The following is a 17,546-nucleotide window of genomic DNA, read 5'->3' as shown; positions in this document are numbered from 1 at the left end:
TTACGCCATGCTGGACGCGCCAGCCATGGCCGCATAACTTAAACCAAACGGTCTCCGGTAAAGCCGGGGCGGTTCAACCCGTTTGTTCCCTCGCTCAGACGCGTTGGCGCAATTGTGCTCTCGTCGCCCCCACGGTTGGAGTACATGCCACTTTCTTTTCCTCTTTGGACCAACTCGGGCGTGACTTCAGCTTTGCGCCTTCGTACCGGCTATTCAGATCAGTCCCGCCATCTCCTGAAATAAGACGTAAGCAAAAAGTCGTGGCGTCGTTCCTGTCAGGAACAATCTAGCAAAATTTGGCAACACTACATTGTTGCCGATTCTCTACATTCCCAACGAGCGCCAAGCAAAAACCCCGCCGGGGATGGCGGGGCCGATCACGCCGTTTAGATGCAGGATTTAAGCGACAGCGAGTGCTTTCTCGATATCCTGCACAGAATGGCCAGTCAGATCTTTATCCAGTTCTCCAATAAGAACGTCCGACAACGACTTATGGTAGCCCTTGCGCATCTCACCCAGTGTGCGCGGTGCCGCGATAATCACCAGACTTTTGATCTTGCCCTCAAGCACCTGCTTGTTCAGCATATCCGTAACACCTGCACCAAACCCGTCTTCGTCTTGCTGACTATCGTCGGGATTAGCCGAGCTACTGGAATGTCGGGCGCCGGAAGAGATCTTCGAGCTGTCGATCGCCGGATCTGGCAACGCTGTCAGATTGACAGTCGCCGCATCTCCGTCGTTCCGAAAAAGGCTAAGCTTTTCGCCATCGGCAACGGCAACGACCGTGTTCTGCGGAAGGTTCATGTTGATCTCCTTGGTGAGCAGCTCGAGCCCAGGTGACCGACCCTGCTTGTTTCTGTCAGAAAATAACCCCGCTACAGACCATCCGTTCCGCAGTCGGCCCGACAAAAATCCAGCATTGGCGTATCGCCTTGATCAGTCATCCCAGCCAAATGCTTGATGGCCTGCCTCGCGCCATCGCTGTGGCAGAGAGTCAGTCGAGGCTGCTGTACCAAGTGCAGACCCCTGGAACGAACTCGGCAGTATGCATCGGCAGCGAAAATCTTCCGCGACAATGCTGGTGAGCGGTACGGCATGGACATGCCGTCCCTTTAATCTAAAACGGCGTCCACATTAATACTGTATAAAACATACTTGGTAAAATTAGGCATTTCCGGTCGCCGCGGCACCACCAAGCGCGGCAAAAACCTGCGGGGAAAACTCAAACTGTCGAGCCGTTCCTCGTCCCATTGAGTTTCTTCCCAGCGTTTCCGTAAGGATGCCCCGTCGGACCAAGAGTTCAATGGTTTCGATCACCCCACCACGCGTCATTCCGGTAATATCAATTACATTTGAGAGTGTTAATTTCTGATGCGCCTGGTGCATCAGATAGAGAATATTCATCATGCCGATCTGCTTGATGCGCGACTGCGCCGATTCACCATCGATCGGCTTCTCCAGGATTTCACGCACCGCAAATACGGACAAGGCCTGACTCTGCCATCTTTCACTTAAATTGCTTGCCATCGTTTTAACTATCTATTATTTGCATAGTCAAATAATTGAGACGAGTCGCCGTTCAGTTGAGGCGGACATTTAGGAAGACGGAGGGTAGGGGGCATGAAGGGCCTTTTCTTTCGAATGATCATAGCAGCGTCAGGGTTCGTTACACTCTATACCATTTCGGAGCGAAGCGCTCGTGCCGACGAATGGGGGTGCCAGGTTATCCTGTGCTTATCCAATCCCGGCGGTCCGACCCAGTATGGCGAATGCAGGCCGCCCGTCGAGAAGCTTTGGAGGTGGTTGGCAAAAGGGCGTTCGTTTCCAACTTGCGCGGGCGTGGGTTTTCAGACCTCTCGCCCTCTTTACGAACCATATTACTGCAACGCCGGCTACCGCTTATCTGCTGGCTACGGTCCCAGGGGACGTGACGCGACGTGCATTTCCACGTCACTGCAAGCCGTGAGCGACAGCTTTTGCCGGCGAGATCGAGACGGTGGCGATCCGAACAAAGGCTCTGTCACGTCACCGAGGTGGCAAAGGGTAGACGGGCGATACCAATGCCTGGCCAATACCGTGGCGCGACCCCTGGTCCGCGAGAAACCTCGATACGTCGATGTGACGATTGAGGGCGTCGGCACGCAGAGGGTGTGGTTCTGACATGCCCGTTGTCTTCTCAGATCTTGCGCAGACCTGCGCACCCTTCGTTGCATCGGAGGCTCTTGCGGGTGTGGTCAGCCCGGAAAGCCGGTTCGCTCCGTTCACAATCAGGATCAACAGCCGTGCACCGCTCGGGCGGCAACCTGCGACCAAGGCCGATGCAATCGAAGTCGCCGCATCCTCGGAGACAACATGCCATGACATACACATTGGTCCCGACGGGGTCGGGCCGGAAGAACTGCGGAGATTGAACCTCTCGATACCAGCCGCTGTCGCTCGCTGCCTTAACCTGAAGGCTCCAGCGACGCCATTCGATGGCTATTGCTGCCTCTCTGTGAAGGTGGGTGCTGACAGTCCCGGGGCCGAGCAGGTGCTGCAATCCTGCTATGGACGTGACGATCCGTCGGTCGGGGGCGTGGTCAACTATGGCGATCAGGTTCGCCGCGAAATCGAACGGCTCGGACCGACAGTGGCTCGATTTACAATCGGCGACACGGGAAAAGGGTTGCAGACAAACGTGTCGGCGAATTCTTCCCAAGCAGATGTCGTTGCCGAAGTGGTGGCGGAAAATACTCCGGGGGAAGCACACGCGATCTCGGCGGCGCCCGCGTGGGACGTCTTCAAGACCCGAAGCCGTTCATCCGTCCTGGTGTTTCAAGACAATCAATTGGAATTGGAGCAGAGTGAATGATAATCAGTTCCCGGATCAGACCCGTCGTCGCTTCGTCCGTCATGGCTGTCGCCATTATAGTGACGATGGTTGAGCCCGCCTTCGCGCAAGCCGCCGGCATCGAAACCGTCCTGCAGAACATCGTCGACATGTTGACGGGAAACATTGCCAAGCTTCTCGCCGTGATTGCGGTCATCGTCATCTGCATCGCCTGGATGTTTGGTTACATGGACCTGAGGCGAGCGGGCTTCTGGATCATCGGAATTGGCGGCATCTTTGGCGCCACCGAACTCGTCAACACCATCGTCGGAGCCTGAGGATGGTGGGCGGACAAACGGTTCTCGAAGAAGACACACTCTTCATCGCGTGTACGCGTCCCGCGATGATTGCCGGTGTCACGATGGAGGCGATGGGCTTCAACATCATGGTCACGACGATCCTCTACATCGTCGCCGGATCTATCGCCTACGCGTTCATCGGCATCGTTTTCCATCTCATCTTCAAAGCGCTCGTCAAGCACGATCACAACATGTTCCGCATCCTGCTCGCCTGGGTCGAGACACGCGGCCGCTCGCGCAACGGTGCCTATTGGGGCGGGGCAACACTTTCCCCTCTGAGACTGACACGCCGCTTCGACGAAAGGGATATTGGAATTGCCTGACATCGCCACCCTTAGATCACGCGAACTCACGCCAGAGGCTTTTATCCCTTACGTGCGGCACATCGACGAGACGACAATCGCGCTCGAGTCCCGGACACTCATGGTCATGGTCGCGCTCGCAGGCGTATCTTTCGAAACTGCTGATCTGCTCGACATCAACGCGCTCCATCGCGACCTCAATACGCTCTATCGAAATATAGCCGATGAGCGGCTCGCGATCTGGACCCATCTCATTCGGCGCAGGGATGGCGACTATCCGGGCGGATCGTTCGCAACGCCATTCTCCGCCTCGCTCAACGAGAAATACCGGGAACGCATGGCGCGCGAACACCTTTTTCGCAACGATCTCTATCTGACCGTTCTTTGGTCGCCAGCGCGTGGCCCTGCGGACAAGGCGGGGAAGCTGCTGTCGTACCTTCGACGGTCAAAACGACTCGATATGGAGCTGGATGAAGATGCTCTGAAACAGCTTAAGGACAAAGTCGTCAACGTAGTGGCGGGCTTGAGGCGCTTTGAGCCACGGGTCCTTTCTCTTTACGAACAGGAAGGCATGCTCTTCTCTGAACCGAGCGAGGTGCTGCACCAGCTCGTCGGCGGGAGGCGCGAGCGTGTGCCGCTTACCGAAGGTCGCGTCGCCTCGGCAATTTACTCTGATCGCGTAATCATAGGTCGGGAAACGATCGAGATCCGGCATGAGGCAGAAAGCCGCTTTGCCGGCATGCTGAGCTTCAAGGAATATCCAGCCCGCACCAGGACAGGCATGCTGGACGGAGTTCTAAACAGTCCGTTTGAGCTCATTCTCTCACAGTCATTCTGCTTTGTGTCGAAGGCGGACGCTCGCGTCATCATGGGGCGTAAGCAAAACCAGTTGGTGAGCAGCGGCGACAAGGCGGCTTCGCAAATCGATGAACTTGACGATGCGATGGACGACCTGGAGTCCAACCGCTTCGTGATCGGCGAGCATCACCTGACACTCTCCGTCTTTGCGACCACGTTAAAGGAATTAACCGACAATCTGGCAAAGGTTCGCGCCAGCCTGACCAATGGCGGGGCTGTCGTTGCGCGCGAGGATCTTGGTCTCGAAGCGGCATGGTGGGCGCAACTTCCGGGCAATTTTCGTTACCGCGCGCGCTCGGGCGCGATCAGCTCGAAGAATTTCGCAGCATTGTCACCGTTCCATTCCTATCCGATCGGACAGAAGGACGGCAATGAGTGGGGACCCGCCGTCGCCCTGCTCAAGACCGCTTCAGGCTCGCCCTACTACTTCAATCTCCATTATGGCGATCTGGGCAACACCTTCATGTGCGGTCCGTCGGGAGCGGGCAAAACCGTGATTGTCAATTTCATGCTGTCACAGCTCGAGAAACACGACCCGCACGTGGTGTTCTTCGACAAGGATCGCGGCGCGGACCTTTATGTTCGCGCCGCCGGAGGCACCTACCTGCCGCTGAAGAACGGGGTCCCCACCGGCTGCGCTCCCCTGAAGGCCCTCAACCTGACGCCGGAGAACAAGGTGTTCCTGGCGCGCTGGATCGGCAAGCTTGTGGGTTCAGGGGCGCGGGAACTGACTGTCACCGAACTTCGCGACATCTCCGGCGCGATCGACGGCCTTGCCGACCTGCCCGCTGAGCGACGGACAATAGGGGCGCTGCGGGCTTTCCTCAACAATACGGATCCGGAAGGTATCGCGGCGAGGCTCCGCCGGTGGGAGGAGGGAGGGCCGCTCGGCTGGGTCTTCGACAATGTCAACGAAGATATCGGATTTGGCGATTTCGGCGGATCAGGGAAGTTCATCGGCTACGACATGACCGACTTCCTCGACAACGAGGAAATTCGCACACCGCTGATGGCCTATCTCTTCCATCGCGTCGAGCAGGTGATCGATGGCCGCCGGATCATCATCGTCATCGACGAATTCTGGAAGGCGCTACAGGACGAGGGGTTCCGCGATCTTGCGCAAAACAAGCTGAAGACCATCCGCAAACAAAATGGGTTGATGCTGTTTGCCACGCAAAGCCCACGCGACGCGCTGAACTCGCCAATCGCGCACACGATCATCGAGCAATGCCCGACACAGATCTTCCTGCCCAACTCGCGCGGCAACCATGCCGACTATGTCGATGGATTCAAGCTCACCGAGCGCGAATACGAATTGATAGCGCGCGAGCTTTCCGTTGAAAGCCGGAGGTTCGTGTTGAAGCAAGGACACAACAGCGTCGTTGCCGAGCTCGATCTCAACGGCTTCGATGACGAGCTCGCCATCCTCTCCGGCCGGACCGCCAATGTCGAACTTCTCGACGCGATCCGCGCGGAGGTTGGAGACGACGTCGAGAACTGGCTTCCCATTTTCCAACAGCGAAGGAGTGCTAGCTGATGACTTCCTATCGACTTCATGGCGTACTGCTCAGCGCGGTGCTCATGCTTGCCGCTGAAGGCGCGTCAGGGCAGGGGATACCTGTCAACGATCAGGCTGCGATTGCCAAGCAGATCGAGAGCATCGCGCAGCTCAAGTCGCAACTCGACGCGCTCAATGAGCAGATCGGCCAGGCTCGGCAGCTTTATGGCTCGCTCAACAAGCTGACCGATATGGCGGATGTCGCCGAGGTTCTCAACGATCCGGCGATCCGCAAGGCGCTTCCCTCCGACTTCGCTGCCATCGAGGGACTGCTCAAAGGCAACGGCACCGGCGTGTTCGGTGATTCCGCCTCAAGGTTTCTGGAAGGTAACTCGACCTACCGCACTGACGCCGATGATTTCTACGCTCAGGAATTGTCCCGGCTTCAGAACAAGAATGCCGGGCAAATGAGCCTCGGTGAGCAAATCTACGATGCCGCGACCAAGCGCATCGACGGGATTGATCAGCTGCGGGGAAAGATTTCCACGGCTGGCGACGCCAAAGAGATTGCCGACCTGCAGGCTCGGCTGCAGGCCGAACAGGCATTTCTTCAGACCGACGTCCTGCGGATGGAGGGGCTGAGGATGGTGCAGCAGGCGCAGAACCAGGTTGACGAACAGCGCAAGGCGGAGGACTGGCGCCAACGGATGGACAATATGAAGGCGGCGCTGCAGTGAAGTGCACCCTCATCGTCCTTTCCCTGGTGCTCTTGTCGGCTTGTTCGCAAGAGGCGGAGCGAACTCATACGGTGGACGAGTTCGTCGCCGACACCGAATTGCTGTCCCGTACGATTACCGAGTGCCGCAACAACCCGGGTGCATTGCGCCAGACGCCCAATTGCCGGAACGCGGAAGCGGCCGACGGTAAGCTCCGTTTCCAGAACATGCGTAGGGCACTGGGAGGCTGACAAAATGTATCAGGTATTTGAGTTTATCGACGGCCAGTTCAAGCGGCCGTTGGAGACCTTCGTCTCGGATGGAACGTCGAACATAGCCCAGTGGGTCACCGGTCCGTTGACGGTGGCAGTAACACTTTATGTCGTCCTCTACGGCTATCTCATCCTTCGGGGCTCGGTCCAGGAACCCATCCTTGACTTTGCCTTCCGCGCGATAAAGCTCGCGATCATTGTGATGTTGGTGAAGAAAGCGGGCGGATACCAGACCTATATCACAAACATCTTTTTCGATGTTTTGCCGCGCGAGATCGCTCAGGCGCTGAATTCGGGAACGGTGCCGAGTGCCAGCACCTTTGACAGCCTGCTCGACAAGGGCCAGGCCTCTGCGACCGATATCTGGTCGAGGGCTTCCTGGCCGGTTGACATCGTCACAGGCGTGGGCGGCATGATGGTGATCGGCGTCAGCTTTCTTGTGGCGGGGATCGGCTATGTCGTCTCCCTTTATGCACGGTTGGCGCTGGCGATCGTCTTGGCGATCGGGCCGATTTTCATTGCGCTCGCCATGTTTCAATCGACGCGCCGTTTTACCGAGTCCTGGATCGGGCAGCTCGCAAACTTCGTGATCCTACAGGTCCTTGTCGTTGCCGTCGGTTCGCTTTTGATCTCCTGCCTCGACTCGACCTTCACCGCAATCGACAGCTACAGCGACGTCCTTATGCGCCCTATTGCTTTTTGTGCCATCGGGATAGCTGCCCTGTACGTATTCTACCAGCTACCCGGCATTGCATCGGCGCTGGCGTCTGGCGGCGCCTCGTTGGTCTATGGTTACACGACCGCACGCGATGCGCATGAAGGCATGCTGGCCCGAGCAGCCTCCCACACCGGCCGGATGATCGGTCGCGGTGCTCGGTTTGCCCGCCGCGCCTTCGGATCAAGAAATGCCGGCGTATGACACCCAGTCCAGAACAATAAGTAAAGGTCTGCTGAATGATTAAGCCTGCCCTGTTACTCGCCTTCTCAGCCACGCTTGTCGGCTGCGCTTCGATGACCTACCCATTGCCGAACTGCGACGGATATTCGCGCCGCCCATTGAACCGCTCGATGTGGGACTGGGAGGGCGGCAGCAAGCTGAAACAGCAGCAATCCAACACGAGTTCGTCCACGTCCCTCACACCTTTCGTAAAAGAGGCCAGCGAGACTTCCGCTTTTGCGCATCTGGACATCGACGGTTCCTATCGCCGCTGTGAGGGATGAAACATGGTGACGACAGATAATCTCAAGAGCTACTTCGACAAAGCACGTCGTTTCGACCAGGACCGGATGATCCAGGTCGAGCGATCGAACAGGATTGCCTGGTCGATCGCCATAGTTTCAGGCATTGTCGCCGCTGTAGCCGTCTTCGCGGTCGCGTGTCTCACACCCCTCAAGACGGTTGAACCCTTTGTGGTGCGCGTCGACAATTCGACCGGCATTGTCGACGTCGTGTCAGCGCTGACATCGACGGCTGGCACCTACGATGAGGCGGTGACGAAATATTTCGCTGCAAAATATGTCCGGGCCCGCGAGGGTTACGTCTGGAGTGAAGCACAGGAAAATTTCCGCACCATCGCCCTCTTGTCGACGCAAGCGGAGCAAACGCGTTTCGCGGCCCTCTACCGTGGCAGCAACCCGCAATCTCCCCAGAATACTTATGGTCGCGGGGCTACAGCAAGGATCGATATCGCTTCAATCTCCCTCATCAATCAGAATGTCGTTTCCGTACGCTACATGCGAACCATCACGCGTGGCGAGGAAGTACGAACGACCCATTGGGTTGCGTCAATCACCTATTCCTACGCGAACGCTCCGATGTCCTCGACGGACCGGCTCGTAAACCCGCTCGGCTTTGTCGTCAGCGAGTATCGCGCTGATCCGGAGGAGGTGAGATGATGCGCATTCCTCGAATTCCTGCACTCATCGTGACCCTTTCGATGTCGCCAGCGTTTGCGCTTGAGATACCCCGAGGTGCCTCGCAAGACAGTCGTGTCCGGTTCGTGAACTACCAACCCTACAACATCACGAGGGTAGTCGGCACTCTGCGGTCGTCCGTACAGGTCGAGTTCGCGGCGGACGAGGAAATCGCCCATGTCGCGCTCGGCAATAGCGTCGCCTGGGAAGTTGCGCCGGCCGGCAACATCCTGTTCCTGAAGCCACGCGAGAGCCAGCCGGTGACGAATATTTCCGTGGTTACGACGCGCAGGGATGGCTCGACCCGCAGCTACCAGATGGAACTGACGGCGCGCGATGGCTCCGTGGAGGCTGGTCAAAACACCTACTTCTACGTGAAGTACAGGTATCCAGGCGATGACGCCGAGCTTCGCCGCCAGCAGGCAGCGTCGAGGGCTCTCGCGGCCCAGGCGAAGGACGCCGACAATGTGCTGGCGCTTCACGAAGCCTATGGCCCTCGAAACTGGCGCTATTCTTCTCAGGGATCGCAGGCACTGGAGCCGCAAAGCGTCTACGACAACGGCAAGATTACGACGTTCGCCTTTGTGGGTAACCAGGAAATGCCCGCGATCTATATGGAGAACTCCGACGGCTCCGAAAGCCTTGTTCCAAAGTCGGTCGATGGAGATCTGGTGATGGTGCACGCGATCAGCCGCAAGTTCATCTTGCGTCGGGGCAAGGATGTGCTTTGCGTCTTCAACGAAGCCTACGACCGCGTCGGTATCAATCCTGACACCAACACAACGTCTCCCTCGGTGGAGCGCGTCGTGAAGCGCGACGTTACCGGGCGATAGAGAAGGGAACAGTCATGGCTCAGGAAGACGAGGATCGCATCCCCGGAGAGCGTGCCGAAACCGTCACCAGTCGTCAGATCGACAACAGCCCTCTCTTGAAACGCGGCACTGTTGCCATTGCGATCATCGCGTTTGTCAGCTTCGCGCTTTGGTCGACGACGGGAAAGAAGGGAAGGGATGAAAATCTTCAGCCCGAACGGATCATTATTCGTCAGACGACCCCCTTCGAGGCCGCAAAAGAGAAAGTTGAACCGGACCAGGCGCTCCCTGAAGTAAAATTGCCAACGCCTGTCGTCGAACCGGTCATTGAAGAGCAGGATAAGCTGCTCGATTCCGCCCGCCGCGCGCCCGTGATGGCCTTCAGTGGAGGGCAGAGGAATCGGAAAGAGCTGAGGGAAAGCGACAGCTCTTATCCTTCCGACAACAGCAATTTCGTGCCGCTCGACAACAATATGACTGTTCAGAACCAGCAAAACAATGAGCAGCAGCGTTTCGATGGCCTGCTGCGGCCAACGCGGCTTGAAGGCTCAAGGGCCGGTACACTCGGAAACCGCAATTTCATCGTCGCGATGGGAACGTCCATTCCCTGCGTTCTTGAAACCGCGTTAGCGTCCGACCAGCCGGGATTTACCACTTGTGTGATCAACCGCGATGTTCTCTCTGACAATGGCAGGGTGGTCTTGATGGAAAAGGGCACGCAGGTTGTCGGCGAATATCGTGGAGGGCTTCAACGCGGGCAAAAGCGCCTGTTCATTCTCTGGAATCGCGCGAAAACGCCGAAGGGCGTTATCGTCACTCTCGCATCACCAGCAACCGACGCACTTGGTCGTGCCGGTGTCGACGGCCATGTCGACACCCATTGGTGGGAGCGGTTCGGCAGCGCTCTTCTGCTTTCCATTGTCGGGGACGCGATGAACTATGCAAGCAGTCGGCTGCAGGACACCGATGTCGACGCGCAAAAAACAACGAGTGCCAGTCAACAGGCGGCCGCCATCGCGGTCGAGCAGTCCATAAATATCCCGCCGACACTCAATAAGCACCAAGGTGAATCGGTTTCGATCTTTGTCGCTCGCGATCTCGACTTTTCCGGCATCTACGGTCTTCGGGTGACCGAACCCAGAAACCGCGTTTTCGATCGTGCGGTCCTGGGGGATTTCGCGCAACGATCGACGCTCCTCACGAAATAGGGCGCTAAATGGCAGAGAGGCAGGACTCGGCTGTCGTCAGCGAGCTGATGAAACCTTTTTCGACATTCCTTCAGGACAAGTCTCTCCTAGAGGTGATCGTCAATCGGCCCGGGCAGGTCTTGACGGAAGGTCCTGGTGGGTGGCGGACCTACGAAATGCCGGAGCTGACCTTCGAAAAGCTCATGCGTCTTGCCCGGGCAGTCGCAAGTTTTTCCCATCAGTCGATTGATGAGACGCGTCCAATATTGTCGGCGACGCTACCCGGGAACGAACGAATCCAGATCGTCATCCCCCCGGCGACCATCAATGACACTGTCAGCATGACAATCCGCAAGCCTTCATCGGTCGACTTCAGTCTTGATGATCTGGAGGAAAAGGGATTTTTCCAGACAGCGTGCGCAGCGACCAGTACCTCCTCCTCCGCGCAGGATGAGGAGCTGTGCGAAACATATCGTGCCGGCCGTTTTAAGGATTTCCTGCGGCAGGCCGTCATCGCTCGAAAAAACATCATTATTTCTGGCGCCACAGGTTCGGCGAAAACGACACTTTCCAAAGCATTGATCAAGCATATTCCCGAAAACGAGAGGGTCATTTCAATCGAGGACACTCCCGAGCTCGTTATCTCACAAGCGAACCACGTGCGCTTGTTCTACTCGAAAGGAGGGCAGGGGCTCTCGCGCGCCGGACCGAAAGAGCTTCTCGAATCCTGTCTTCGTATGCGGCCAGATAGGATTCTGCTTCAGGAGCTTCGCGATGGGACGGCCTTTTATTATATCCGGAACGTGAATTCGGGCCATCCTGGCTCGATAACCACGGTCCATGCGAACTCGGCCGAATTGGCTTTTGAGCAGCTGGTCCTGCTTGTTAAGGAGTCGGAGGGCGGCGCAGGCCTGGACCGCACCGACATCGTGGGTTTTTTGAAGGCGAGTATCGATATCGTTGCTCAGTGCAGGCGACACAAAGGGAACTTTCGGCTGTCTGAGGTGTATTTCAGGGGCGAGCGTAGAGCCAAGGAATAGCAAATTGAGCGGTTCACCCAGTTCCTGGGTGCGGATTGGCGCAGCATTTCTATGAGGAATTCCATCTCGATTGTCGCCCTGATGTTTCTTGTCGAGTGTGTCTCTGTACCGAGCACCGAAAGCTGCACGGTAACCGGCTCATTTCTGAGTGAAACCGACAGAAACGGACATAAAACGTGGCTCACCTGCATTACGCGGGCTCTTGACGTCGTCATCTTTCTCACTCTGCATTCAACCGGGAAGGCATGCGGAATGTCACCGTCGATTTGTGAACAGGTTGCCGTCATCTGGAACGGGTGTCATAAGAGGCGTTGACCGGTAGGTCTACCGTCACCTCAATGACGGTCAACTTGTGTGAATGCCCGTCACGGCCGTTCCACTCGATCTGCTGTCCGGGAGAAAGACCAAGTAGAGCAGCTCCAATCGGGGTCAGCACGCTGACCATTGAGCGTTCGATGTCGGCGAGGCCGGGGTAACAAAGAGTTACCGTCCTTCTGGCTCCGCCTTCCGTCAGGTAGGATACCGTCGAGCCGACCGCCACTGCGTCTGCGGGGAACTGGTCATCCTCTACGACATCAGCACGCTCAAGTTCGATAAGCAACTCCTCGGCATCGTCGAGGTCGCGCCCCGGTGCCGCGAGTGCAAGAGCGGTCAGACGAGCGTGGTCAGTCTGTTTGCGACAAGTCCGGTGCAACTTCCAAAGCGGGGTGAGGAGCAGCCATGGGGAAAGGTGAGGCGTCTGATTGAACCCGACCTCAGCCATCCGTGGCGGGTGACCGAGGTTGCCGGGCATTTTGCCATGAGCGAGGCAAGCTTTCGCAGATGGCTTGCAAAATCAGGGCCCGGTTTCGCGCAAATCTTGCTAAACACCCGTCTTGAAAAAGGCCTTACCCTTTTGCAGACGACAGATGTGCCCATTTCGCAGATCGCACTGGAATGTGGCTTCAAAACGCCTTCGCATTTTTCCGATTCTTTTCGAAAAAGGTTCGGTATTACGCCGAAAATGATCCGGTCCGCCGATGCCTGATCGTTTCTCGATAGTATCTGATCGCTAACCGGAAGCGGAGCCGCGCGCCATCGTGGAGCCTGGAGCAGTCAGAATCTCTGCTCGAAGACTATTTCCGAAAGAAACACGCCAGAGCCGGCCTTCAGGCGGGACGGTTCTATGAAGCTGCTCTGAGCCTTTGGTGCGCTGAGCAGTTCCGCCAGGCCGGGGATGAGGTCAACGCTCGAGCGCTGCTGGCGCTTGCCGTCGAAAATTATCCCGTTCATGCGGCGCTGAAGGAATTTGAAAACGCCGCGGGTGATGCCCCCCTGCCGGAGATCAGTTGGCGTGTCATTCTGTGGCCGCGAACAGATGATCAGCCGCCAGCGGCAGCGCAGACGACCGGGGAATCGACTTCCAATGGCGTCCGCGCTGGTCGCGAGGGCCAGAGCTCACAAGGAATGGATCGGCGATGATCATGGCGATCGCTATGAGACGGCCATGCAGAGCGGCGTCATCCCGGACGAAATGCAGATCGTGGTCAAGGAGCTTCTCGACCATCTCAGGGCCGCTCTCGATTACTGCGCACAGCAGGTCTGGCAGCGTTTCAGCGGCCAGCCGGCCGACGCAAAGGTTTACTTTCCTGTCACGCGGGAAGGTTTCAAGGAGATCGACTTTCCCGCGCTTATGAACCGGCAGATGCCGGGCGTTATGGCCGCCTCTTCCGACGCGTACCAGGTTTTTAGCGGGTTTCAGCCGTTCGCCGATGACCGGAACGCCTGGCTGCCGGATCTTGCGACGCTGGTCAATCAGACAAAGCATGATCATCTGGAAGTCGCTTCGATGCCCGAAACGATCATGAATATTTCGCGACGTGACGATGGCGTAACGTTGATGTCGTTCGCGCCGGGTCATGGCCCCAAACGGGGGAGATCGCCGTGGATGATGTTGAAGGCGGATAGCACGATCCTGGAGTCCGGCGGCGTATGTCCCGTCGTGTTTCTGCAACTCAAGGACATCCGGATGGAGCTTTCAGCCTTTCTGGGAGAAGCGATCGAGGGCACGAGGCTGATCGTTGATGAGTGCCGAAACCTGACCGGCCCTGGGCAGACGACAACGTGAGGCGCGGCCGGCTGCTCCGGGGTACATTTCTTATGAATGCACGATCGTGAAGGTTCTGTGTGCCCGTGTCAGGCATCTCCGCTTGCGATCAGCGTCTCCCGTGTGCTGCCGTATGCATCCTGCAGAGCCCTGTGGCCTTCAAGCCCCTCAAGAGCGTAGCTGTTGAGGAACTGGCGTCCGGCGAACAGCTTGCGGTCTACGGGGCTGAGTTCTGCCTCGTCGCAGACCTCCTGCCAGTGTGCGGCGATGATCGTGATCTGGTCTTCTATCAGCTTGGCGGCTTCGGCCTCTTTCAGGTGATAGTCGGCGGCGGCGGCAAGCAGAGTGGCGAGCGTGCTGGCGCGCCCCTCGCCCTTGATGAGCATGGCCTGGGTGGCTTCGTTGCCGGTACGGCCCTGTGGGCAGATGTCGTAGGCTGGCGTCAGCGTGAGCATCCTGCCATCCCAGAAAGCGGCATGATTGCGGGCATGGTCGTCGGTGTTGCCGCACAGCACGTTGAAGCAGATCCGTCCGTAGAGTTCTCTGAGCGTGTCCTTAGGGTCAGTGAAGCGGTGGCGGATTAGCTCAGCCAGATCCTCGTAGGAGGCGTAGCGGGCCATCATCTCATCAAGCCCGAGCATGGTCAACGCCGACACCATCGCCTGCCGCGTCCAGCCATTGTCTGTACGGGTGCGGTCGAAGCGCTCGATCAGCAGTACATCCTTGTGTGCGGCACGGGTCATCGACACCGGGGCCGCATTCAGTCCGCAAGCACCTGCCAGCTTCATCGCGACGAACTCGGCCTTCACGACGCTGTAGGTGTCGTTGGTCGCCGAGAATTTGGCGATGAATTTCCTGGTGCCGTCTTCGATGAGCGCTTTCGGGCGCGCGCCGCCGATGGAGGTGCCGTGATTGAGGGCCTGGTCGAGTGCCGGAGTCAGCGGCACACCTTTCTCAATAAGGGCGGCAGCTTCCATGAGTTCATCAAGAGAGGCCTGTGCGGCAAGGCGGGGGACATATTCCGTTGCCGATGCCTGAAAATCGAGGGCGCCAATCCGGTCGGAGCCCGATTGGAGCAGGAAGGTAAGCTCGCTGATCTCGGGTACGCCGGCAGCGTCGGGCTTCCTGCCCGTCAGCCTGTTGATGATGACCCGGCGGCCCCAGGCGTCGGGCGAACCGTCACGAATGCAGCTTGCCATCGGCAGACCGTTGATGGGGGCGATGACGCCTTCCTTGAGCGGCAGCTCCGGATCATAGATGGAAATGGAATTCTCACGGCGGCGGTAGCTGGCGCCGTAGGTGAAAAGCAGGCGCTCGCCATCCTGGTCGAGACGGCCAGCCACTACCGGTTCAGTGGCCCCGGGCAGCCACATCCAGACAAAAGCTTCCGTAGCGTCCGTCTTAGAAATCATCATCGACCTCCTTCACGCTTTGACGGACGCTCTTGGGCAGCAGGGCCAGTTTTTCGTCAAGGTGGTTATTGTGCATCTGGAGAGTGCGCTCGTCGTAATCGAAGAGGCGCACGCCCACGATGGATGCGACTTCGAAGACGATGCCGATTTCGGGGCCCGGTGCGCCTTTTTCGATACTGGATAGGGTCGTGCGGCTGATGCCGGCGCGGTCGGACAGTTCCTGCGCGGTCAGCCTGCGCTCGGTGCGGCCGACGCGGATGAGCTTGCCAAGCATGGCGAGCGCCTGGTGCGTTACGCGGGAGTAGCTTCTTTGACGGGGCATAGCTATACCATTTCGTTCGTTTAAGTGGACGTGCTGTGACTTTGTGTCCAGAAATTTGTACATTTTGCCACAGTTCTTGAGATAGGTCTAGCTTTGTTCATTTAATTGGTCACAAATGCGTTCTGCGTCCAAATTTCTGCACATATGACATGGGGACCGCTGGCGGTGAGCTGCAACAGGATCAAGTCCCTGCGAATGGAAGACCTGTCAAGGGAGAATAGCAGCCCCGTTAACCATTATTTTTGGTTGAAGATGCCGCCGGACTACTTGTTGCACGAGGTGTGCCGCTGTAGTTTTGCCGCGTCCTGCTAGTTAGAAGAACAATGGATAGCTATCTCGAAATCGCGCAAAAGGTCCTGAGAGTTTCGCGCCGTCCCATGACGGCGAAGGGTATCCTTTCGGTGTGACCGCCAATGATAGTTTCAATCTGATCGACGTGCCGTGCTCCGGGTCGGGACTGGTAAGATTGATGATCTGAACAGCCCGTTCGCCTCGGTGGATGACATGTGGCGCCGGTCCAGTGTTCCGACCGAGGCGCTTGTTCAGCTGGCGGAGGCCGATGCTTTCTTGCCAGCGCTAAGGCTCGAACGGCGCGATGCGCTCTGGGCGATCAAGGCTTTGCGCGACGAGCCCTTGCCCTTGTTTGCCGCCGCGGCCGAACGCGAGGCAACGGCGATTGCGGAGCAGCGGGAGCCGGAGGTAGCGCTTCGGCAAATGACCGACGGCCATAACGTCATCGAAGACTACAGCCATACCGGGCTGACGTTGAGACAACATCCGATCGCTTTCCTGCGCGAGGACCTTTCGGCACGCAACATTATCACCTGTGCAGAGGCAATGAATGCTCGCGATGGGCAGTGGGTTTACACGGCGGGCTTGGTGCTCGTGCGGCAGAAGCCCGGATCGGCCAAGGGCGTCATGTTTATCACCATCGAGGATGAGACAGGACCGGCCAACATCGTCGTATGGCCGGCCCTGTTTGAGAAGCGTCGACGGGTGGTGCTGGGCTCCTCGGTGATGGCGATCAACGGCCGTATTCAGCGGGAAGGGGAGGTCGTGCATCTCGTGGCACAACAGCTGTTCGATCTCTCCGGTGACCTCGTCGGGCTGGCTGATCGGGATACGGAGTTCAAGCTGCCGTCCGGGCGAGGCGATGAGTTTGCGCATGGAGGCGGCGGGCCGGATTCACGCGACAGGCCGAAGCCGGTCGTCCCGCGGGACATGTTCATTCCGTTATGCCGAACTCGGCATAAAGGGATTTATCCCGAGCCCGATACTATGCCGAGCCCGTTCCCTAAAGCCCGAGATTTCCGGTAATCCAGGATTGAAAGCTCGGCATAATTCGAACGCGTTGGAAGACCGGGTTCGGGCCAAACCGGACTTCGAATATCATTTGACGGAGTTGACAGCCGCGAAACGGCTTTCCTACGACAGAGCAAGTGCAAAACCTGCCTGGCATCCATTTGGAGCCGTGCATCCTTGAGCCATCGACCTGGCAGGTCGCATTCGAATGCTTCCTGATCGGATTATCAGGACTAATGAAAAAAACTTTGTCGACGAAGAAAGCTCGTTAAAACCGCTGCTAAGCGAATGGATTTGAACTGAGGAATATCGGTAGGGACGAGAATCGTGAAGAAAGCTGTCAGCTTAGCCGTCTTTTTTGCTTTGACTGTATCATGGTCATCAAGCCAGGCGAATGAGCCGGAATTCTCGACTCGTTTAATTATATCCGTTGATGAGCCGCTGAATAAAGAAGGTGGGGCGGTAATCATATCTGGTCGTCAGGTTTCTGATGATGAATGGCGCGCCCTAGCTGCAGATTCGGGACCTGGGGACGCTCGCAAAAAGGCGTTCCATATAAGCGTGTCGTCGCCTGCCTCTATGAACCGCTCCGGGTTTGCCGGAGACCCCAACTCGTGAGAAGTAGGGTCTATGACAAGCAAAACGACGAACAAATTC

Annotated in this window: 22 protein-coding genes and 1 pseudogene; 17 read left to right on the top strand and 6 right to left on the bottom strand. The window is 57.5% G+C overall.

Annotated elements, in window-relative coordinates; genetic code table 11:
- Positions 1-399: 399 nt before the first annotated feature.
- Positions 400-804, bottom strand: a complete 405-nt coding sequence (locus V6S97_RS28410; protein ID WP_019565720.1) for a host attachment family protein — start codon at positions 802-804, stop codon at positions 400-402.
- A gap of 360 nt (positions 805-1,164) precedes the next feature.
- Entirely contained in the window at positions 1,165-1,527 is a 363-nt protein-coding gene (locus V6S97_RS28405; protein WP_013637404.1) for a transcriptional regulator, read from the bottom strand.
- A 93-nt stretch (positions 1,528-1,620) separates the two neighbouring features.
- Between V6S97_RS28405 and V6S97_RS28400 the strand changes: the two genes are divergently transcribed.
- Genes V6S97_RS28400 through virB11 form a run of 13 tightly spaced genes read left to right on the top strand, consistent with a single transcriptional unit; the run spans position 1,621 to position 11,767 of the window.
- A complete protein-coding gene (locus tag V6S97_RS28400) occupies positions 1,621-2,160 on the top strand; it encodes a hypothetical protein (RefSeq protein WP_080865265.1) in 540 nt (179 codons plus the stop codon).
- 1 nt (position 2,161) lies between these two features.
- The gene (locus V6S97_RS28395) at positions 2,162-2,851 is read left to right on the top strand and encodes a type IV secretion system protein VirB1 (RefSeq protein ID WP_334428338.1); all 690 of its coding nucleotides are present in this window, start codon (positions 2,162-2,164) and stop codon (positions 2,849-2,851) included.
- A complete protein-coding gene (locus V6S97_RS28390) occupies positions 2,848-3,147 on the top strand; it encodes a TrbC/VirB2 family protein (protein WP_019565723.1) in 300 nt (99 codons plus the stop codon). The genes V6S97_RS28395 and V6S97_RS28390 overlap by 4 nt, the downstream gene beginning before the upstream one ends.
- A 2-nt stretch (positions 3,148-3,149) precedes the next feature.
- Positions 3,150-3,491: a type IV secretion system protein VirB3 gene (locus V6S97_RS28385; RefSeq protein ID WP_087747435.1), complete on the top strand. Its 342-nt coding sequence runs from the start codon at positions 3,150-3,152 to the stop codon at positions 3,489-3,491.
- Positions 3,484-5,865: a VirB4 family type IV secretion/conjugal transfer ATPase gene (locus V6S97_RS28380; protein WP_334428337.1), complete on the top strand. Its 2,382-nt coding sequence runs from the start codon at positions 3,484-3,486 to the stop codon at positions 5,863-5,865. The genes V6S97_RS28385 and V6S97_RS28380 overlap by 8 nt, the downstream gene beginning before the upstream one ends.
- Positions 5,865-6,563, top strand: a complete 699-nt coding sequence (virB5, locus tag V6S97_RS28375) for a P-type DNA transfer protein VirB5 (protein ID WP_025591466.1) — start codon at positions 5,865-5,867, stop codon at positions 6,561-6,563. The genes V6S97_RS28380 and virB5 overlap by 1 nt, the downstream gene beginning before the upstream one ends.
- On the top strand, positions 6,560-6,793 hold the full coding sequence (locus V6S97_RS28370) for an EexN family lipoprotein (protein ID WP_334428336.1): 234 nt from the start codon (positions 6,560-6,562) through the stop codon (positions 6,791-6,793). The genes virB5 and V6S97_RS28370 overlap by 4 nt, the downstream gene beginning before the upstream one ends.
- A 4-nt stretch (positions 6,794-6,797) precedes the next feature.
- Positions 6,798-7,733, top strand: coding sequence for a type IV secretion system protein (locus V6S97_RS28365; protein WP_334428335.1), 936 nt, complete (start codon positions 6,798-6,800; stop codon positions 7,731-7,733).
- A 35-nt stretch (positions 7,734-7,768) separates the two neighbouring features.
- The gene (locus V6S97_RS28360) at positions 7,769-8,035 is read left to right on the top strand and encodes a hypothetical protein (protein ID WP_087747439.1); all 267 of its coding nucleotides are present in this window, start codon (positions 7,769-7,771) and stop codon (positions 8,033-8,035) included.
- A gap of 3 nt (positions 8,036-8,038) precedes the next feature.
- Positions 8,039-8,710 carry a virB8 family protein gene (locus V6S97_RS28355; protein WP_003517248.1) on the top strand — a complete coding sequence of 224 codons (672 nt, stop codon included), beginning with the start codon at positions 8,039-8,041 and terminating at the stop codon, positions 8,708-8,710.
- Entirely contained in the window at positions 8,707-9,561 is an 855-nt protein-coding gene (virB9, locus tag V6S97_RS28350) for a P-type conjugative transfer protein VirB9 (RefSeq protein WP_019565728.1), read from the top strand. Before V6S97_RS28355 ends, virB9 begins: the two co-directional genes overlap by 4 nt.
- A 14-nt stretch (positions 9,562-9,575) precedes the next feature.
- Positions 9,576-10,748, top strand: a complete 1,173-nt coding sequence (gene virB10, locus V6S97_RS28345) for a type IV secretion system protein VirB10 (protein WP_020811834.1) — start codon at positions 9,576-9,578, stop codon at positions 10,746-10,748.
- 8 nt (positions 10,749-10,756) lie between these two features.
- The gene (gene virB11, locus V6S97_RS28340) at positions 10,757-11,767 is read left to right on the top strand and encodes a P-type DNA transfer ATPase VirB11 (RefSeq protein ID WP_334428333.1); all 1,011 of its coding nucleotides are present in this window, start codon (positions 10,757-10,759) and stop codon (positions 11,765-11,767) included.
- A gap of 283 nt (positions 11,768-12,050) precedes the next feature.
- Here virB11 and rnk read toward each other — a convergent pair whose 3' ends face one another.
- Positions 12,051-12,530: a nucleoside diphosphate kinase regulator gene (rnk, locus tag V6S97_RS28335; protein WP_334428332.1), complete on the bottom strand. Its 480-nt coding sequence runs from the start codon at positions 12,528-12,530 to the stop codon at positions 12,051-12,053.
- Between rnk and V6S97_RS28330 the strand changes: the two genes are divergently transcribed.
- Positions 12,429-12,794 carry a helix-turn-helix transcriptional regulator gene (locus V6S97_RS28330; RefSeq protein WP_334428331.1) on the top strand — a complete coding sequence of 122 codons (366 nt, stop codon included), beginning with the start codon at positions 12,429-12,431 and terminating at the stop codon, positions 12,792-12,794. The genes rnk and V6S97_RS28330 overlap by 102 nt on opposite strands.
- Positions 12,795-12,862: 68 nt before the next feature.
- On the opposite strand, the gene V6S97_RS28325 is transcribed toward V6S97_RS28330, so the two are convergent.
- On the bottom strand, positions 12,863-13,039 hold the full coding sequence (locus V6S97_RS28325) for a hypothetical protein (protein ID WP_334428330.1): 177 nt from the start codon (positions 13,037-13,039) through the stop codon (positions 12,863-12,865).
- A 133-nt stretch (positions 13,040-13,172) separates the two neighbouring features.
- On the opposite strand from V6S97_RS28325, the gene V6S97_RS28320 reads away from it, so the two are divergent.
- Entirely contained in the window at positions 13,173-13,874 is a 702-nt protein-coding gene (locus V6S97_RS28320) for a hypothetical protein (RefSeq protein ID WP_334428329.1), read from the top strand.
- A gap of 68 nt (positions 13,875-13,942) precedes the next feature.
- Here the strand turns inward: V6S97_RS28320 and V6S97_RS28315 are convergent, their stop codons facing one another.
- Both V6S97_RS28315 and V6S97_RS28310 read right to left on the bottom strand, forming a co-directional pair.
- The gene (locus V6S97_RS28315) at positions 13,943-15,265 is read right to left on the bottom strand and encodes a type II toxin-antitoxin system HipA family toxin (protein WP_334428327.1); all 1,323 of its coding nucleotides are present in this window, start codon (positions 15,263-15,265) and stop codon (positions 13,943-13,945) included.
- Positions 15,255-15,539 carry a helix-turn-helix transcriptional regulator gene (locus V6S97_RS28310; RefSeq protein ID WP_020811813.1) on the bottom strand — a complete coding sequence of 95 codons (285 nt, stop codon included), beginning with the start codon at positions 15,537-15,539 and terminating at the stop codon, positions 15,255-15,257. The genes V6S97_RS28315 and V6S97_RS28310 overlap by 11 nt, the downstream gene beginning before the upstream one ends.
- 522 nt (positions 15,540-16,061) lie before the next feature.
- On the opposite strand from V6S97_RS28310, the pseudogene V6S97_RS28305 reads away from it, so the two are divergent.
- Together V6S97_RS28305 and V6S97_RS28300 are read left to right on the top strand one after the other, a co-directional pair.
- Positions 16,062-16,904 (top strand): annotated as a pseudogene (locus tag V6S97_RS28305) (OB-fold nucleic acid binding domain-containing protein); the annotation flags it as partial.
- 312 nt (positions 16,905-17,216) lie between these two features.
- Positions 17,217-17,507 (top strand): hypothetical protein, encoded by a 291-nt coding sequence (locus V6S97_RS28300; RefSeq protein ID WP_334428339.1) that lies wholly within the window; start codon positions 17,217-17,219, stop codon positions 17,505-17,507.
- The last annotated feature ends 39 nt before the right edge of the window (positions 17,508-17,546 follow it).

This window comes from Agrobacterium sp. CCNWLW155 (assembly GCF_036888815.1).
In the GTDB taxonomy this organism is placed as follows: Bacteria; Pseudomonadota; Alphaproteobacteria; order Rhizobiales; family Rhizobiaceae; genus Agrobacterium; species Agrobacterium radiobacter.
The sequence above is the reverse complement of the archived record's forward strand: the minus strand, read 5'-3'. Positions and strand labels throughout refer to the sequence as shown.

Bases quoted from the DNA above. Each gene is read 5' to 3' on its own strand.
- V6S97_RS28410 (WP_019565720.1), bottom strand. From the start codon at position 804: ATGAACCTTCCGCAGAACACGGTCGTTGCCGTTGCCGATGGCGAAAAG.
- V6S97_RS28405 (WP_013637404.1), bottom strand. From the start codon at position 1,527: ATGGCAAGCAATTTAAGTGAAAGATGGCAGAGTCAGGCCTTGTCCGTA.
- V6S97_RS28400 (WP_080865265.1), top strand. From the start codon at position 1,621: ATGAAGGGCCTTTTCTTTCGAATGATCATAGCAGCGTCAGGGTTCGTT.
- V6S97_RS28395 (WP_334428338.1), top strand. From the start codon at position 2,162: ATGCCCGTTGTCTTCTCAGATCTTGCGCAGACCTGCGCACCCTTCGTT.
- V6S97_RS28390 (WP_019565723.1), top strand. From the start codon at position 2,848: ATGATAATCAGTTCCCGGATCAGACCCGTCGTCGCTTCGTCCGTCATG.
- V6S97_RS28385 (WP_087747435.1), top strand. From the start codon at position 3,150: ATGGTGGGCGGACAAACGGTTCTCGAAGAAGACACACTCTTCATCGCG.
- virB5 (WP_025591466.1), top strand. From the start codon at position 5,865: ATGACTTCCTATCGACTTCATGGCGTACTGCTCAGCGCGGTGCTCATG.
- V6S97_RS28365 (WP_334428335.1), top strand. From the start codon at position 6,798: ATGTATCAGGTATTTGAGTTTATCGACGGCCAGTTCAAGCGGCCGTTG.
- V6S97_RS28360 (WP_087747439.1), top strand. From the start codon at position 7,769: ATGATTAAGCCTGCCCTGTTACTCGCCTTCTCAGCCACGCTTGTCGGC.
- V6S97_RS28355 (WP_003517248.1), top strand. From the start codon at position 8,039: ATGGTGACGACAGATAATCTCAAGAGCTACTTCGACAAAGCACGTCGT.
- virB9 (WP_019565728.1), top strand. From the start codon at position 8,707: ATGATGCGCATTCCTCGAATTCCTGCACTCATCGTGACCCTTTCGATG.
- virB10 (WP_020811834.1), top strand. From the start codon at position 9,576: ATGGCTCAGGAAGACGAGGATCGCATCCCCGGAGAGCGTGCCGAAACC.
- virB11 (WP_334428333.1), top strand. From the start codon at position 10,757: ATGGCAGAGAGGCAGGACTCGGCTGTCGTCAGCGAGCTGATGAAACCT.
- rnk (WP_334428332.1), bottom strand. From the start codon at position 12,530: ATGGCTGAGGTCGGGTTCAATCAGACGCCTCACCTTTCCCCATGGCTG.
- V6S97_RS28325 (WP_334428330.1), bottom strand. From the start codon at position 13,039: ATGAACGGGATAATTTTCGACGGCAAGCGCCAGCAGCGCTCGAGCGTT.
- V6S97_RS28320 (WP_334428329.1), top strand. From the start codon at position 13,173: ATGGCGTCCGCGCTGGTCGCGAGGGCCAGAGCTCACAAGGAATGGATC.
- V6S97_RS28315 (WP_334428327.1), bottom strand. From the start codon at position 15,265: ATGATTTCTAAGACGGACGCTACGGAAGCTTTTGTCTGGATGTGGCTG.
- V6S97_RS28310 (WP_020811813.1), bottom strand. From the start codon at position 15,539: ATGCTTGGCAAGCTCATCCGCGTCGGCCGCACCGAGCGCAGGCTGACC.